The sequence below is a fragment of the Gemmobacter aquarius genome, from assembly GCF_003060865.1.
In the GTDB taxonomy this organism is placed as follows: domain Bacteria; phylum Pseudomonadota; class Alphaproteobacteria; order Rhodobacterales; family Rhodobacteraceae; genus Paragemmobacter; species Paragemmobacter aquarius.
The window spans coordinates 25,845-40,639 of record NZ_CP028919.1 but is presented as its reverse complement, the minus strand read 5'-3'; the positions used below and the strand labels follow the sequence as shown (position 1 = coordinate 40,639).

The 14,795-nt window shown below is 62.1% G+C and carries 15 protein-coding genes; 4 read left to right on the top strand and 11 right to left on the bottom strand.

Annotation, left to right across the window (positions count from 1 at the left end; all coding sequences use genetic code 11):
- Positions 1 to 480 carry a pyridoxamine 5'-phosphate oxidase family protein gene (locus tag HYN69_RS18010; protein WP_159082530.1) on the top strand — a complete coding sequence of 160 codons (480 nt, stop codon included), beginning with the start codon at positions 1 to 3 and terminating at the stop codon, positions 478 to 480.
- A gap of 121 nt (positions 481 to 601) precedes the next feature.
- Complete coding sequence (locus HYN69_RS18005; RefSeq protein WP_108437318.1) at positions 602 to 1,006, top strand: hypothetical protein; 405 nt, start codon at positions 602 to 604, stop codon at positions 1,004 to 1,006.
- On the opposite strand, the gene HYN69_RS18000 is transcribed toward HYN69_RS18005, so the two are convergent.
- The 6 genes from HYN69_RS18000 to HYN69_RS17975 all read right to left on the bottom strand — a co-directional run bounded on the left by HYN69_RS18000 (position 1,003) and on the right by HYN69_RS17975 (position 8,141).
- Positions 1,003 to 2,520 carry a DHA2 family efflux MFS transporter permease subunit gene (locus tag HYN69_RS18000; protein WP_108437317.1) on the bottom strand — a complete coding sequence of 506 codons (1,518 nt, stop codon included), beginning with the start codon at positions 2,518 to 2,520 and terminating at the stop codon, positions 1,003 to 1,005. The two genes, HYN69_RS18005 and HYN69_RS18000, sit on opposite strands and share 4 nt — an antisense overlap.
- A gap of 8 nt (positions 2,521 to 2,528) precedes the next feature.
- Complete coding sequence (locus tag HYN69_RS17995; RefSeq protein WP_108437316.1) at positions 2,529 to 3,635, bottom strand: HlyD family secretion protein; 1,107 nt, start codon at positions 3,633 to 3,635, stop codon at positions 2,529 to 2,531.
- Positions 3,632 to 4,066 carry a MarR family winged helix-turn-helix transcriptional regulator gene (locus HYN69_RS17990; protein WP_230426589.1) on the bottom strand — a complete coding sequence of 145 codons (435 nt, stop codon included), beginning with the start codon at positions 4,064 to 4,066 and terminating at the stop codon, positions 3,632 to 3,634. The genes HYN69_RS17995 and HYN69_RS17990 overlap by 4 nt, the downstream gene beginning before the upstream one ends.
- Positions 4,067 to 4,240: 174 nt before the next feature.
- On the bottom strand, positions 4,241 to 5,155 hold the full coding sequence (locus HYN69_RS17985; RefSeq protein ID WP_108437314.1) for a glycosyltransferase: 915 nt from the start codon (positions 5,153 to 5,155) through the stop codon (positions 4,241 to 4,243).
- A complete protein-coding gene (locus HYN69_RS17980) occupies positions 5,152 to 6,360 on the bottom strand; it encodes a glycosyltransferase (protein ID WP_159082529.1) in 1,209 nt (402 codons plus the stop codon). Before HYN69_RS17980 ends, HYN69_RS17985 begins: the two co-directional genes overlap by 4 nt.
- Positions 6,357 to 8,141 (bottom strand): hypothetical protein, encoded by a 1,785-nt coding sequence (locus tag HYN69_RS17975; protein ID WP_108437312.1) that lies wholly within the window; start codon positions 8,139 to 8,141, stop codon positions 6,357 to 6,359. Before HYN69_RS17975 ends, HYN69_RS17980 begins: the two co-directional genes overlap by 4 nt.
- Before the next feature lie 162 nt (positions 8,142 to 8,303).
- Between HYN69_RS17975 and HYN69_RS17970 the strand changes: the two genes are divergently transcribed.
- On the top strand, positions 8,304 to 9,254 hold the full coding sequence (locus tag HYN69_RS17970) for a glycosyltransferase family 2 protein (protein ID WP_230426588.1): 951 nt from the start codon (positions 8,304 to 8,306) through the stop codon (positions 9,252 to 9,254).
- A 4-nt stretch (positions 9,255 to 9,258) separates the two neighbouring features.
- On the opposite strand, the gene HYN69_RS17965 is transcribed toward HYN69_RS17970, so the two are convergent.
- Genes HYN69_RS17965 through HYN69_RS17945 form a run of 5 tightly spaced genes read right to left on the bottom strand, consistent with a single transcriptional unit; the run spans position 9,259 to position 14,562 of the window.
- Positions 9,259 to 10,146, bottom strand: a complete 888-nt coding sequence (locus tag HYN69_RS17965; protein WP_216824703.1) for a glycosyltransferase — start codon at positions 10,144 to 10,146, stop codon at positions 9,259 to 9,261.
- A 47-nt stretch (positions 10,147 to 10,193) separates the two neighbouring features.
- Positions 10,194 to 11,699: an O-antigen translocase gene (locus HYN69_RS17960; protein WP_108437309.1), complete on the bottom strand. Its 1,506-nt coding sequence runs from the start codon at positions 11,697 to 11,699 to the stop codon at positions 10,194 to 10,196.
- Positions 11,696 to 12,793, bottom strand: a complete 1,098-nt coding sequence (locus HYN69_RS17955) for a DegT/DnrJ/EryC1/StrS family aminotransferase (protein WP_108437308.1) — start codon at positions 12,791 to 12,793, stop codon at positions 11,696 to 11,698. Before HYN69_RS17955 ends, HYN69_RS17960 begins: the two co-directional genes overlap by 4 nt.
- Before the next feature lie 57 nt (positions 12,794 to 12,850).
- Positions 12,851 to 14,101 carry a glycosyltransferase family 61 protein gene (locus HYN69_RS17950; protein ID WP_108437307.1) on the bottom strand — a complete coding sequence of 417 codons (1,251 nt, stop codon included), beginning with the start codon at positions 14,099 to 14,101 and terminating at the stop codon, positions 12,851 to 12,853.
- A gap of 47 nt (positions 14,102 to 14,148) precedes the next feature.
- Positions 14,149 to 14,562, bottom strand: a complete 414-nt coding sequence (locus HYN69_RS17945; protein WP_108437306.1) for a sugar 3,4-ketoisomerase — start codon at positions 14,560 to 14,562, stop codon at positions 14,149 to 14,151.
- On the opposite strand from HYN69_RS17945, the gene HYN69_RS20685 reads away from it, so the two are divergent.
- Positions 14,561 to 14,791, top strand: a complete 231-nt coding sequence (locus HYN69_RS20685) for a hypothetical protein (protein WP_159082528.1) — start codon at positions 14,561 to 14,563, stop codon at positions 14,789 to 14,791. The two genes, HYN69_RS17945 and HYN69_RS20685, sit on opposite strands and share 2 nt — an antisense overlap.
- The last annotated feature ends 4 nt before the right edge of the window (positions 14,792 to 14,795 follow it).

Sequence of the window (14,795 nt, the reverse complement as noted above, 5' to 3'; positions counted from 1 at the left end):
ATGGTGCTTGACCTGCGGCGGGCGCTGTTTTCGGAAATGGCGACGGTGCAGGTCGGCATGCTCGGAGTGCAGGGGTCCGCCCTGCCCTTCGAGCCCATGGTGCATCTTATGGCACCATCCTCGCCCGAGTTGTGGTTTCTGGCCGAACCGGACAGCGACCTTGTGAAGGCAATCGAAGGGTCATCGACCGCCGCCTATTGCGTGACCGGCCGCAACCACGACCTGCACGCCTGCCTCACCGGCCCTGTGCGGCTCGCGCCGGACCGGCGCGGGTTGGAACGGGTCTGGTCGATCAGTGCCGAGGCCATGTTTCCCGGTGGGCTGTCAAACATCGACTGGACTCCCTTGCAGGTAAAGGTGGCCGAAGCCGTGGTCTGGGCGCGCCCCGAAAGTGCGGTGGTGCCGGGAATGGAAATGATACTTTCCACCTTGCAAGAACAGACCCTGACCGATGACAAGCGGCAAGTGCTTCGGTTCTGAAGCCTTCAAAACCCTTCCAAAGGGTATCAGACATCCTTTTGGAACGAAGCCATCCCCCTGCCCACCGCGGGTAAACCTCTATACTGCTAACCTGATTAAAGGGTGGCCGAGGTAAAGACTTATGCTCACATATTCCGAAGATGATTTCCTGACCCTGCACGAAGCCGCGTCCCGCCTCGGGGTTGGCGTCGATCTTATGCTGGCGTGGAATATGGTCGTGATCCTCGAATGCGACGGTCGCGAACGGGTGCCGGGATGGTCGGTAGACCCCCGCATCGTGAAATATCTTCCCACGATATCACAATTCTTTCAGGGCGAAGCGTTGAGCTACGTGCTGACCACGATGCGCCCGCTGCACGACGCCCGCGACGGACGCGCAGCCCTGCGTGACGGGCACTGGCCCGAAGTCCTCGCGATGGTTCAGGATCTGCGCGAGCGGTTCGATGCCGTTATGCTTCGCAGTGGCCCCCTCGAAGCGAACGCCTTCCTGACCGACCCCAGTATATCTCACGTGACGCTGCACTAGGGCGTCGCAGGGCGTTTCAGAACCAGCGCAAGCGGGATTGCGGCAAGCGTCACGCACATCATCAGCCAGAAATCGTCGACATAGCCGATCATCGATGCCTGCATGTTCACCATCTGGTCCATCCGCGACAGTGCAGCCGGATCGCCAAGCACGGCGGCAGGACTGGTCTGCCACAAAAGTGGGTTGTAGGGGCTGATCGCGGCCGAAAGCTCGGTATGGTTGATCTGGATGTTGCGGGTCAGCATCAGCGTGACGATGGAAATCCCGATACTCGATCCGATGTTCCGCACAAGGCTGAAAAGACTGGTCGCATCCGCCCGAAAGCGCGGCTCGATGGTGGCAAAGGCCACGGTAGAAAGCGGCACGAATACCAGTCCCAGCCCAAGCCCCTGCACGACCCCCGAGCGGATGATCGGAATCGAATCCATCTGCGGGGTAAAGCCCGTCATCTCGTAAAGCGACAAGGCGGTCAAAAGCAGCCCCGCAATCACCAGCATCCGCGGGTCAACCTTACGCACCAGACGCCCGACGATCAGCATCGAAATCATCGTCCCCACCCCGCGCGGCGCCATGACCATACCGGTGGTGATGACCGGATAGCCAAGGATGCGCGACAGCATCGGCGGCAACAGCGCAAGGCTGGCCAGCAGGATGATGCCGACAACAAAGATAAAGACCAGACCGGTGGCAAAATTCCGGTCCCTGAACATCGCCGGTTCCAGAAACGGTTTGTCGGTGTTCAGGATATGCACCACGAACATCCAGAAACCGGTTGCCGACAAAACGGCATAGGTCCAGATCTCGCCTGATGCGAACCAGTCCACCTCGCCTCCGCGATCAAGCAAAAGCTGCAGCGCGCCGATTGCAATTGCGATCATCGCAAATCCCGTCAGATCGAAGCTGCGCTGCTTGCGCGGCGCGCGGGGCAGATAGATCAGGCATCCCGCAAGCGCCAAGGCTCCCACAGGCAGGTTGACCAGAAAGACCCAGCGCCAGTTGTAGCTTTCCGTCAGCCAACCGCCCAAGGTCGGCCCGATGATCGGCCCGACCATGATGCCCGCGCCCCAGATCGCCATCGCCTGCCCCGCCTTTTCACGCGGGTTGATGTCCAGAAGGAAGGTCTGGCTCAGCGGCACGATGGCCGCGCCGAACACGCCCTGCATCAGTCGAAATGCCACCATCGAAGGTAGGCTCCACGCCAGCCCGCAGGCCAGCGAGGTGGCGACGAAACCGACGATCGAGATCAGGAAAAGCTCGCGCTTTCCCAGACGGTCGGCCAGCCACCCCGTCATGGGCGTCACGATGGCCGAGGCTACGATATAGGATGTCAGCACCCATGTGATCGTATCCTGCGAGGCGCCCAGATCGCCCGTCATCGACGGCAGTGCCACGTTGGCAATCGTGGTATCCAAGACCTGCATGATCGTCGCCAGCATGATGGCAACGGTGATCAGGCCACGATGCTTGACCTCGGGGACCGAGGGGGCGGGTTGGGCAAAGGCTGCAGCGGACATGGCGGTTCTTATTCTGCGGCTTGGGCCGAAAGCATGGTTTGCCCGTTCGACGTATCGACGGTGACTTCCGCCGAAAGGCCCGAAGACAGCCCGGCAAGCTCGGCCGGATCGTCAAGCCGGATGCGGACAGGCACGCGCTGTGTCACCTTGACCCAGTTGCCGGTCGCATTCTGCGCAGGCAGCAGCGAAAATTCCGCCCCCGTGCCCGCGCCGATCGCTTCGACTGTGCCGCTGAAATGCCGACCGGGCGCCATGTCGAACGTCACTTCCGCAGGTTGCCCCACGGCAATGTCGGATAACTGCGTTTCCTTGAAATTCGCGTCAACCCAGACATCGCCATTCTCGACCAGCGCAAAGACCGATTGACCGGGGCTCAGCATCGCACCCTCGCGGAACGACGCTGCCTGATAGACCACGCCATCGGCTGGAGCCGTAACCGTCGTGACCGAAAGGTTGTATTTGGCGCGGTCAAGCTCCACCAGCGCCGCCGCGACCGAAGGGTGCCGGTCGGTCGGGCTGTCGGCAACACCGCCCAAAGCCGCAAGCGCGGTGGTTACGTTCAACTCGGCAAGTGTGGCCTTTTCCTCGCCCTGAAGCGCAAGGTGGCGCGCGCTATCCACATCGCTCGGCGTCGCAACGCCCTTGGCGGCAAGCGCCTGCTGGCGGTTGTATTCACGGTTCAGATATGCGGCATCATCCTGCGCCAGCTTCACCTGTGCCACGGCTTGGCTGTAGGCCGCCTTCATCTGCTCGACCTGAAGCCTTGCGCCATTCACGGCGGTTTCGGCCTGTGCCAGGGCGAGCTTATATGGCTCCGGTTCGACCTGAAACAGGATGTCGCCCGCCTTGACCTGCTGCAGTTCGGTCACGTTCACGCTGACCACCCGCCCCCCGACAGTCGGCGCAACCGAGATGCGCGCCTGATGCAGATTGGCATTTTCGGTCGATTCCGTCCCTGCCCCGCTGAACCAATAGGCAGTGACCCCTCCGGCAAGCAAAAGCGGGACTGAAAGCATCAACGCAGTCTTCCTCATCCGCGAAGGTTTGGCGGGCGAAGCCACGGGTGCGGCGGCAGGTGCGGCGGCGGTGGTCAGGTCTTTGGCGGGGGCGTTCATTGGGCGGTCTCACTCTCGCGGCGCAGGGCGGCGGTGTCGGGTTTGGATAGGTTGCTGGCAATGGCCAGAAGGGCTGTTTGCAGCGCATGGCGCTGGCTGTCGGACAGGCCCGAAAGCGCCTCGGCATAGACGGTTTCCGCCGTGGCCCGGGCCTCGGGTGCCACAAGCCGCGCCTTGTCAGTCGGCACGATGATGCGGGCACGCCGGTCATCGGGATGGGCCTCCCGCTTCAGCCAGCCCGCTTGTTCCATCCGGTCGATCATCCGCGATACGCTGATCGGCTCGACATCCAGAAGATCGGCAAGGATGGTCTGGTTGCACGGCCCGTTGATCAGGATGTGGCGCAACAGCCGCCATTGCGGGACGGACAGCCCGTGTTCGGCGGTCAGATATTCAAAGCGTCTGCGTACGGCGCGCGAAGCGTCGTTCAAAAGAGCGCCGAGGTTTTCAATCCTGTGTTCCATAAGCTGCAGATATAATAAGCCTGCTTACTATTCAACCCCCTGCCCTGCCCTTTCCTTCACAGCTTAGCGATCACCGCGGCGCAGACCGCAACGCCCGCCAAGGCGGTCGGGAAACAAGGCAAGCCCCAGCAGCCCGGACACCTAGACCTTGCCCAGTGCCCCTGCGGCAAGGAAACCTGCCATGTCGCTGTAAGACTGCCGGAAAACGCCGCTCTGCCAGATGCCGAACAAACGGCGCAGCGGGTTCACGCTGTCCCGCGCCGCGGCAAAACTGCCAAGGATGGACCTGTTTTCCAACGTCAGGTCATCCTCCATCGCCGCAAGGGCAACCAGATTTTGCCCCACTTTCTTGCGGTACAGCCCCTGCCCGACAGCCAGATTGCGGCGCTGGCGTTTCAGAAACGTCTCGCCCGCGCCGATTTCGTTCGACAGGTGCTGGCGATACTTCAGGCAAGGGCGCGGATCATAGACCAGCCGCGCCCCGATGCCCGATAGATAGGCATATGCCCACCAATCATGGGCATAAAGCGGCCCCACCTTGCGCGACACATCCCGCAAAAGCAGCGCGGCCGGGGCGTTCAAGACCATCGTATTGCCGGTCGCGTAATTCTCCACCAGAGCATTGGCAAAGCAGGGCGGTCGCCGCAGCGGCGCGGTCGGCTTTTCGCGGTTCAGGTCCGGCGTCCAGATATAGGTCGCCGCGCCATAGAGTGCAGGCCCGTCGACAGGCAGGCTTGCAAGCGCGCGCTCCAGCTTTTCGGACAGCCAGATATCATCCTGATCGGCAAAGGCGACGGGGCCGGTATCGTCAGGCAAAGCGCGGACCATCGATAGAAAGTTCTCACTGAACCCCTGTTGCGGACCTTTGATGACCTCGACGCGCTGTTCGGTGGTTTCTGCGAACCCTCGCACAAGGTCGGGCGACCCATCGGTCGATCCGTCATCCGAACAGGTCAGTCGCCAATCGCGATGCGTCTGACTGGCAAGACTGTCGAGTTGTTCGCCCAGAAAGGCCGCGCCGTTGCGAATTCCCATCAGGATATGGATCTGGGTCATGGCTGCCCTTTGGCCAATTGGCGTGCTACCAAAGTGGTCAGCTTGCTTTGGAACGCATCGCGCGACAGATGGCTGACAGATGCCGCAACTGCGGCAGGGTCGTAGCGGGTGACATCGAACCCGGCAATCGCAACCGATAGCGATTGCGGCGTCTGCTCGGCGAAGAATGCTCCGTTCACGCCGGGCGACAAATAGTCCAGTGCCCCGCCCGCGCGATAGGCGATGACCGGGCACCCTGCCGCCATGGCCTCGATCGGGGTGATCCCGAAATCTTCGCGCGGCGGAAACACCAGCGCCGTGCATGTCGCCATCAGCCGGTCAAGCGTTGCATCATCGGTCCGCCCGAGAAAGGTCACCAGACCCCGCAAACTTGGATCGGCGGCCTCGGCACGCAAAACGCGGTCGGTCAGATGCTGCCGGATTTCCTGACTGACAGCCTGCCCCGATATGACCAGCCTTTTGCGGGCCAACAGACAGGCGTCAATCGCCAGATCGACGCGCTTTTGCAGGGTGATCCTGCCATGGTAAAGAAAGAAATCCTCGGGCGCCCTTTTCGACGGCGTAAAGCGCAAGGTATCGACGGGTGGGTAAAGCACGGTCGCCTCGATGCCGTATATTTCGGTCAGCTTGTCCCTGATATAGCTGCTGTTGCACAGCCACAGCGGATCATGCCCGCGCAAACGCCGCATCCCCAACCGGTCGAGCGCCCGCAAAATCGGGGCGATGCCCCGCATGATCAGGCGCAGCGGCGCAGGGATCGCGGCAAGGTCGGCTTCGGTCGTCAGTCCCTTGTACAGCCAGCGGGTCGGCGTGTGGAAATAGACCACCACCGCCGCCGATGCCGGCAGACGCACCAGCTTCGACTGCGCCGCGCAGGAAACGATCACCGCATCATGCGCCGCCGTCTTCTCGAAGACGGCCGTCAGAAAATAGAGCCAGTAGTAGTGATAAAGGCCGACACCACGGCGCGCAGCCCAGCGGAAAGGGCGCGTCGCCAACAGCCAGTCCGCAAATCCCAGCGTCAGCCGTCCCTGCGCCTTGGCCGTTTCGATATGCGGATAATGCCGCATCGCGGATGCATCATGCACCTGCGCGTAAATCTGCGCCTTGGGGTAGGTTTCAGCCACAAGGTCGATGACCGTTTCTGCCCCGCCCTGAAACAGGAAATCCGCCACGATCCCGACACTTGGCTGCGGCGCGGTCACTTGCGGCACCCGTCCAGAACCCTGTTGCGCCCGGCATACCACTCGGCCCGCTCAGGCCATACCCCGGGGTTGAGGAATAGCCCCAACGCCTCGAACGCCTCGGGCTTCGGGGCGTCGACACTGTAACGGGCACATAGCTTTTCGATCTGCGCGACAGTCAGATAGGCATCGTCCAGCGCCACGGGCGCACGCAGCCCGACCGGTGAATTGCGCGGAATGTCACTGCCGATCGTAACGCGTGTACTGTCGGTCAACACCACCTCGGCCTTGCTTGCCGAAAGCATTTCGCTGGCACTCGCATAGGGTCCGACGAAACGCTCGATCTGGATGCCCCGAAACGGGATCATCACCATCGGCGTGAAAACCAACAGGCACAGCACCGCAGTTCTGGCATAGCCCCTGTCGGCCCCCAGCGCCCGCCACCCCGGAACCGCCAGCAGCACAAGGATGCCGAGCAGGCCGTGCAGGTAGCGATAGCCCCACCCATGCCCCTGATCCGGCATCAAAAAGGGATAGGGCAGCAGGCTCAGCAAAATGCTTGCCGCCAGTATCCACAAACGGCGATTCCGCCGGATCGACGGCGCCGCAAAGACCAGAAGCGGAACAAGCGCAGCACTTTGCCAGCCGAACATCCGTGCGACGTTGGCCGTGACCGTCGCCAGCGCCTCGACGCTCGGCAGATGGAACATGGCAAGGACACGCGAAAAGATACCCGCCGTCGCCGCTTCGGCCTGAACCGGCGCTGTCAACGTCGGCGGGGCAGCCTCGGCGACGAAACGGCCAAAGGCAACCCAGTCCCACGCATAGACCGCAGCGTGACCCGCCAGATAGACCGACCCGTAAAGAAGCACCAGACCGGGGCGAAACGGGCGCAACAGCGTCAGCAGGAACGGTGCGGCAAAGAACAGATGCGGATGGATCTGGTGCAGCGAAGCGGTCGCAACCCCGACCAAAGCCGCCAGCGCATGCGACCACAGCCGGTCATTCAGAAACAACGTCAGCCACAGCAAGTTGAAGCACATATGCGCCGACATCGCATAGCTCGTCAGCGAGGCGGCAAGCGCCTGTTGCGACGTCGCCAGAAGCACAGCAGCTATAACCGGCGCCGCGCTGTCGCCCGGGTATAACTGCCGTGCGACACGGGCGACCAGACCCACCGCCACGGCATTCAGCACCGCCGAGGTATAGGGCCCGATCCCGCCAAGGTCGAACGCCGCATAAAGGGCGGCCATCCCCGGCCGGTAATTGCTTGTCAGGATGCCGGTCGTCGCGTCATAGCTGGTGAAACCACCGTAAAGCGCCCGGCCAAAGGGCCGCCACTCCTCGGGCAGGACCACCGCGATCTGGCCCGAGCCGAAGATCGCCGCCTGAAACCGCGTCATGTACTCGTCCATCGACAGCGCATAGCCGTGATAGACCAGCGGCACACCGATCACCGATACGGCCAGCGTGCCAAGGCAGATCGGCCAGACGGGGCCTGAAAGGGCAAACCCCGCAGCCGCCCTGCGAACGACAGGAACCCGCGCAAGGACCAGCGCGCCAACCGCAACATAGGCGAATACGGCCAGTCCCGGAAAATCGACCAGCAGGTAAAGCATCCGCGAAATGCCAAAGGTCGCGTTGGCCCATATCACCAGAACCGGCCCCAAAACCAGAACTGCGACAAGGGCGCGGATTGCCCATATCGTCCCCGGCGCCGCGACCAATTGAGGGTCGATTGCCGCCGCAGGCGTAAAAACCGGAAGATTCCCGTCGACCCGCCCTTTGACCAAAACAGACATACCTTTGCGAAATCCGCGAAGATGCCAAAATCCCCGGCACCGCCGCCCTTTTGCAAGGTTTAGCGACACGCGTTTCGCTTGTCACAGGCCTAATTCGATGGAAGAAGTGAATAAATTACAGGTTTGTCAGGTTTCGGCGAAATGAATGCAGTACATCCCCAGGTGATCCGGACAGTTCCCGACAGCGACCACGCGTTGCGTGTCGCCGTGATCCTGCCCTGCCTGAACGAAGCGGCTGAAATCGCGCAGGTGGTGGCGGGGTTCCGCAAACACCTTCCGGCAGCAGAAATCCATGTCTTCGACAACGCCTCGACCGACAACACCGCCGAGGTCGCGCGGGCCGCTGGTGCCACGGTGCATTACGAACCGCGGCGCGGCAAAGGCCATGTCGTCTGCCGCATGTTTCGCGATGTCGACGCCGACATCTACGTCATGGCAGACGGCGACGCGACCTATGACCCCGCCGCCGCAACCGACATGATCGACCGCATGCTCACCGAACGGCTCGACGTGGTGATCGGCGCGCGGCAGCACAGTTCCTCTGCCGCGTACCGGCCCGGCCATCGTTTCGGAAACCTCGTCCTGACAGGATTTGCAGCCCGCCTGTTCGGGCGACGTCTGCGCGACATGATGTCGGGCTACCGCGTCATGTCGCGGCGCTTCGTCAAAAGCTGTCCCCTCGGCTCGGCCGGTTTCGAGATAGAGACCGAGTTGACCTTGCACATGTTCCAGATCGGCGCACCCTTCACCGAAATCGACGTGCCCTACCGCGAAAGAAGCGCGCAATCGGCCAGCAAGCTGCGCACCCTTCCCGATGGAATGCGCGTGCTCGCAACCATGCTCCGCCTCTTGGTGCTCGAACGGCCGGTCGCGGTCTTCGGCGGCGCGGGCGCAACGGCTATCCTGATGGCTCTCCTGATGTTTCTGCCCGTCCTCGCGGAATTCCAGTCCAGCGGCGTCGTCCCCCGCCTGCCCACCCTGATCGCCAGCGGAACGCTCGGTCTGGGCGGAATGATCGCAATCTTCTCGGGCTTCATCCTGTCGGGCATCACCCGCACGCGGCAGGACATGAAGCGGCTGGCCTATCTGGCACAGCGCGGCGGCGCGGCCTAAGCGGTCAATCCGCAGCAAACCGCTGGCGCATCCGGGCAAGAGCTGCGCCGACGAAATAGGTCTGCACCGAGACCCGCCATGCGTAACGGCGCAGAAAAGCCGGTCGGTCGCTATACCACGCAATCACCGCCTCTTCGCGCAGCCGTTCCTTCTCGATCCGCGCGATAAGATCCCCCCGCGCGGGAAAAAACCTCCGCGTATCGGCAAGCCGCTGCTCGAACGACGCGATTGTCGCGCGGCAGGTCCGCAAGACCTTTGCCCGTGCGTCCTCGGGTCGCGTGGTTATGCCGGTGCCGATCCGATAGCGCACCAAGGATCGGTTGACATAGGCGACACGGCCAGCAAGTGCGGCCCGATAGCCCATGACAAGGTCTTCGTAAGCTCCTGCCGCCTCGATCAGCCCGTATTTCTCGAAAAGATCGCGGTGCCAGCACCCCGTCGCCCCGACATACAGGGCACGTGCCGCCGCAATGGTCATCAGATCGCCCGTCAGCAACGCCTCATAGGGTTTTTTCATCGCCAGCGGCCGACCTGCCTCATCCATGAAGTCGAAGCCCGAATGGATAAGAAGCGGTCTGGCCGCCATCTCTTGCATCAGGACCGCGACACGGTCGGTGCGCGACAGGTCGTCTCCGGCGGCCAGCACGATATACTCACCACCCGCGATTCCGAGCACCGCGTTGATATGCCCGATCAATCCGCGATTGGGCCGCTCTTGCCGCACCATGACACGATGCGGCCCGCGATAGGCCGCCACAGTTTCCTGCATGATCGCAAACGTATCGTCCGACGAACAGTCGTCCGACAGGATGATCTCGATCGGCTCGCAATCCTGACCAAGCGCCGCAAGCACGGCCTCGCGCACATAGGGCGCCTGATTAAAGGTGAACATGGCAAAGGTCACCGCGGGGTTCCGGCCGGTTGTGCAAGGCACAGCGTTCATCTCGTCATCCACAAAGCGATGGTCCTTGAAACGCTGCCGACCTTGCCGACAGTCCCGCCCTCGGTAACGCGGTGCGACAGTCGGATCACGGCAAGCCCCCCGAAAACCAAGGCAGCCATTCCCCCCGTTACAGCGCCGATAGGTGCCGAATAGCGGCTGCAAAGATCGACCAGCACTGCAACCCCCACCAGAGCCACCGCCTGCAATTTTACGCTCCGGCTCCAACGAAAGCCGATGGGTCGACCGCCGAACCACCAGACCAGTGGCAGATAAAGCGCATTGGTGACCAAAAAGGCTACGCCGGTCGCCTCCAGCCCGATCAGCGGTATTCCGACAACGACCATCCCGATCAAAAGCGCCATGCCGACGCTTTCGGTCACAACGAATGTCGACCCCGCCCCGCGCGCCACGATGACAAAGCCCAAGGGCCAGCTTAGAACCTTGAGCAGATCGCCCAGAAGCTGGAACCGCAGGATATCGGTCGCAGGCGCAAATTCCGCCGAATACAGCAGCGCAATCACCCAAGGGGCGAATCCGAGAAGCGCCAGAAGCAAAGGCGCGCACAGCAACAGCCCGACCTCGGTCTGTTCGTTCACCATCTGCACGGCGCGGGCACGATCGGTGATCACGGCGCTCAGCCGCGGAAAGTAATCGGTGCCCATCGCACCAAGCACCAGACCAAGGCAGGTGGAACTGACCGTCCACGCCGCCTGAAAATGACCAAGCGCCTCGGTTCCCAACTCGCGCTGGACATAGACCCGCACCAACAGATGCCCCAGCAAAGAGATTACCCCGGTCAGCATGAACGCCAGACCCAGCCGCGCAAGCCCCTGCCATTCCCCCGCAAGCGCACGCAGGCCAAGTGGCCTTCCCGCCGCGGGGCCGATGCGGCCGATGACGATGCATCCCAAAAGCAGCGTGACAGCAGGCGGCAACAGCACGACGGCAAGGATTGCGTCCTGCTGCCACATCCAAAGCGCACCACAGGCAAGCAGCGACCCCAGAAAACTCGCCCCGATCCCGATGCGCGCAATATCCGCGATCCGGCGTGTTCCGGTCAAAAGCGCGGTCTGGTAACCGGCTGCGACACTGATCGCTACGCCCAGCGACAGCCACCGCAACGGGGTTGCCTGTGCCGGATCGCCGACCACCGCTTCGGCAATCCAGCCAGCGGCCAGAAAGAAACCGGCCAGCCCGATCAAGGCCAGTCCCAGCGTGCCCCAGAACAATGCCCGGCGCGCGCGACCAAGCGCCTCCTCCCCGCCTTCTGCATGGGATGCCGCGATCTGCCGCGTCCCCGCGCTTTCCGATCCAAGCGCAGCAGCCACGGCGGCGGCCTGTATCAGGCTGGTGTAAAGCCCCACCAGCCCGACGCCAGACGGACCGGTCAGCACCGCTACGGCCTTCATCCGCAACAACCCGCCAGCCACGCCGATGATCTGTGCGGCGCCTATGATGGCCGATGATCGCAGGATCGACCGATAGGAATTCTGCTCCGTCATGCGACCGCACGCGGCATGGCCGCGATCACCCGCCCCGCATCCGCCAGCGGCAACTGCGGCCCCATCGGCAAGCTCAGCACTTCGGCTGCAAGCTGACGCGCCAGCGGAAAAGCTTCTGCCTGAAACCTTAGTCCGGCATAGGCTTCCTGCATATGCGGCGGGATCGGATAATGGATTAGCGTGCCGATGCCACGCTCGGTCAGTTGCGCTTGCAAACCGTCACGCCATCCGCTTCGCACCACATAAAGATGCCAGACCGGATCGGCCCAGTCTGGCACATGCGGCAGCACAAGCCCATGGTTCCGCAGCCCCGCATCATAGGCCGCAGCGATGGCACGCCGATGTCCGGTCCACTCCTCCAGATGGGGCAGCTTGACCCGCAGCACCGCGGCCTGAACCGGATCGAGCCGTGAATTCACACCCAGCATCTCGTTCACGTATTTCTGGCGGCTGCCATAGTTGCGCAACATGCGGATGCGGTCCGCAAGATCGGCCCTGTTGGTGGTGACCGCTCCGCCATCCCCCAAAGCGCCAAGGTTCTTGCCGGGGTAAAAGCTCCAGCAGACCACATCGCCATGCCCGCCAATCCGCCGCCCCTTGTAGCGTGCCCCGTGCGCCTGCGCCGCATCCTCGACCACGAAAAGCCCATGCTCGCGTGCAAGCGCGAGGATGGGGTCGAGGTCGGCAGGCTGGCCATAAAGATGGACCGGCAGCAAAACCTTCGTAGCAGGGGTGATCGCCGCGGCGATGCGCGCCGGATCGATGTTATATGTCGCGGGATCCGGCTCGACAGGCACCGGCCGCGCGCCAACCGCCGTGACCGCCAGCCATGTAGCGATATAGGTGTTCGAGGGCACGATTACCTCGTCCCCCGGCCCGACATCCAGCGCCCGCAAGGCAAGGATCAACGCATCCAGCCCGTTCGCCAGACCGACCGCATGCCCTGCCCCGCACCACTCCGCCCATTCGGCCTCGAACGCCTCGACCTCGGGGCCAAGGATATACCATCCGCTGTCCAGAACCCGATGCACTGCTTGGTCGATTTCGGATTTCAAGGCGCGATAGGAAAGGCCAAGATCAAGAAAGGGGATCAACTTAGCACCTTTTTCAAACGCCGCGCCGTGCCGTCAATTCCGCGCTGGCACGAAAGCCTATTTACCATCGATCATGTACTGCAAGGCGGCTTCAAAGTCACCTTCATCCAACCTGTAGCTGTGGTCAAACGCATCGGCTGTGTCTTTGAGCAGTCTGTCTGGAATGGCCCTTACGAATTGCATCCGGTGCCCTAGCAGGTGCGCCAGAGTCGAATAGCAGCAAAAACCGCTGTATTCGCGGGGAAGCCAACTCAGCATGCGCGTTCCGGTCGCACAAAAGGCCATGCCGACCCATGCGGCCCCCGATGCGCCGATGACCATCTCGGCATCAGCAAACAATGCGGCTTGATCGGCGAGCGGCAGTTTTTCCGGAGCATGGGGTTCGAACCCGTAGCGGCTGGCGATCTCGACCAGTGCATCCTGATTGTAATTCCTGCGTGTCGCCGGCCTGACCAGAAAGATGCGGCGCACAGGCTTAGGGCGCAGCTCGCTGCCTAAAAGCCCGGCACGAAGCACAGAGATGTATTGGCGCAGCGTGTCGTCATGCTGGCAGTAATCGTCCGGGGCGGGCCATGATCCTTTGTACAGGTTGAACGGGCCATAGTTCACCTCGTCGAACGTGACCGCACGCCCGACCTGAACAGCCGCACCGCGCGGAACAGGCCGAACAGGGCGATCCCCCGAAAACAGCTTCAACGCATGCTCGAATCCCGCAACACGGATGCATTCCTCCGGCACCAGCAACGGCCAATCCTTCATCTCTTCCGGCAGCCCACGGGCAAGATAGGCTTTCGGCAGACATTCCATGACGAAATGATACCAGTTGAAGGCACCCGCCCCACCGATCAACAGCCCTTCGGCCACAGTCTCTTGCCTGATGATCCGCCCAACGCAGTTGCGTTGCCCCAGCCAGTACAGATTGCCCCCGTCGGTGCTGTGCCGGTGCCGGTTCTTCAGGATGATGTCGGGCACCAGAAGCCGCTCACCCTGAACCACACCCGACGCATACGGGCTGACCACGGCATCCTCCACCAGATGCGCCCGCACCTCGGGAAAACGCCCCTCCGTGATCACCGGCGCCATCCCTACGAATGCAGGGCTTGCGACGACAAAGGAAGACGGCGGTTGCAGTGTGTAGCTGCGGCTCGCCCCTGCACCCATCGCCACCGGACGCAGGGCTTTGCGCGACAACGCCCGCAGAACCCAGCGCTTCACGCGCCCGACAGGGGCTTCGCGCACCCAACCGTAAAGCACCAATCCGAAAAGAACCCGAAGCGCGGCAAGGGTCTTAGGTATAATATGCTTCATCCTGAAACACTCTTTGCCCTCGGGCAGCTGGACGCCTCGGGGTCATTTCACTGCGCCACAGCGGCCCTGAATTCGGAATAATCGCGGAAATAATCGGTCTCGTCATAATGGTGCGAGGCAAGCACCATGCAAACTGCCCCTTGGCTGAAACTGTCGATCTCGCGCCAGACCAGACGGCTCATGTAAAGCCCGCGCCGCGGGTCGCGCAGCCAATACTCCGAGGTATCGTACCCGTCATCAATCTTGACGCGGAAGCTGCCTGACAGCGCGAATATGACTTGCTCCAACTCTCGATGCGCGTGTCCGCCCCGTTCGGAATCGACCGGAACGTTATACAGGTAATAAACGCGCTGGATGGTGAATGGCACATGCGTCCCACCTTCGATAAAGGTCAGGTCGCCGCGCGCGTCGTGAACCTGGGGAAGCGTTATCTCGCGAACGAAACCTTTGGTGCCGGGCATGTCTGTCTACCTGTTACTGATGGATAGACCAACACTAAGCGATTTCCCTACGCTGAACACCCCCGAGTTGAACGTCAACCGCCACGTCCCGTTGCCGCAGCGCCAACGAACAGCGCGGACAGGGAACAGCGCGGACAGGGAACCACTGGACGTGCTGATCCCGGCGGAATCTCAAGAAAACATGCAAAGAAATCTGTTGACCGATTTCGTATTTTGGAACACATCATGAAATT

What these genes read in the sequence shown, in the direction of transcription:
- HYN69_RS18005 (WP_108437318.1), top strand. Translation starts at nt 602, where the DNA reads ATGCTCACATATTCCGAAGATGATTTCCTGACCCTGCACGAAGCCGCG.
- HYN69_RS17995 (WP_108437316.1), bottom strand. Translation starts at nt 3,635, where the DNA reads ATGAACGCCCCCGCCAAAGACCTGACCACCGCCGCCGCACCTGCCGCC.
- HYN69_RS17985 (WP_108437314.1), bottom strand. Translation starts at nt 5,155, where the DNA reads ATGACCCAGATCCATATCCTGATGGGAATTCGCAACGGCGCGGCCTTT.
- HYN69_RS18010 (WP_159082530.1), top strand. Translation starts at nt 1, where the DNA reads ATGGTGCTTGACCTGCGGCGGGCGCTGTTTTCGGAAATGGCGACGGTG.
- HYN69_RS17950 (WP_108437307.1), bottom strand. Translation starts at nt 14,101, where the DNA reads ATGAAGCATATTATACCTAAGACCCTTGCCGCGCTTCGGGTTCTTTTC.
- HYN69_RS17975 (WP_108437312.1), bottom strand. Translation starts at nt 8,141, where the DNA reads ATGTCTGTTTTGGTCAAAGGGCGGGTCGACGGGAATCTTCCGGTTTTT.
- HYN69_RS17960 (WP_108437309.1), bottom strand. Translation starts at nt 11,699, where the DNA reads ATGACGGAGCAGAATTCCTATCGGTCGATCCTGCGATCATCGGCCATC.
- HYN69_RS17945 (WP_108437306.1), bottom strand. Translation starts at nt 14,562, where the DNA reads ATGCCCGGCACCAAAGGTTTCGTTCGCGAGATAACGCTTCCCCAGGTT.
- HYN69_RS20685 (WP_159082528.1), top strand. Translation starts at nt 14,561, where the DNA reads ATGTCTGTCTACCTGTTACTGATGGATAGACCAACACTAAGCGATTTC.
- HYN69_RS17965 (WP_216824703.1), bottom strand. Translation starts at nt 10,146, where the DNA reads ATGTTCACCTTTAATCAGGCGCCCTATGTGCGCGAGGCCGTGCTTGCG.
- HYN69_RS18000 (WP_108437317.1), bottom strand. Translation starts at nt 2,520, where the DNA reads ATGTCCGCTGCAGCCTTTGCCCAACCCGCCCCCTCGGTCCCCGAGGTC.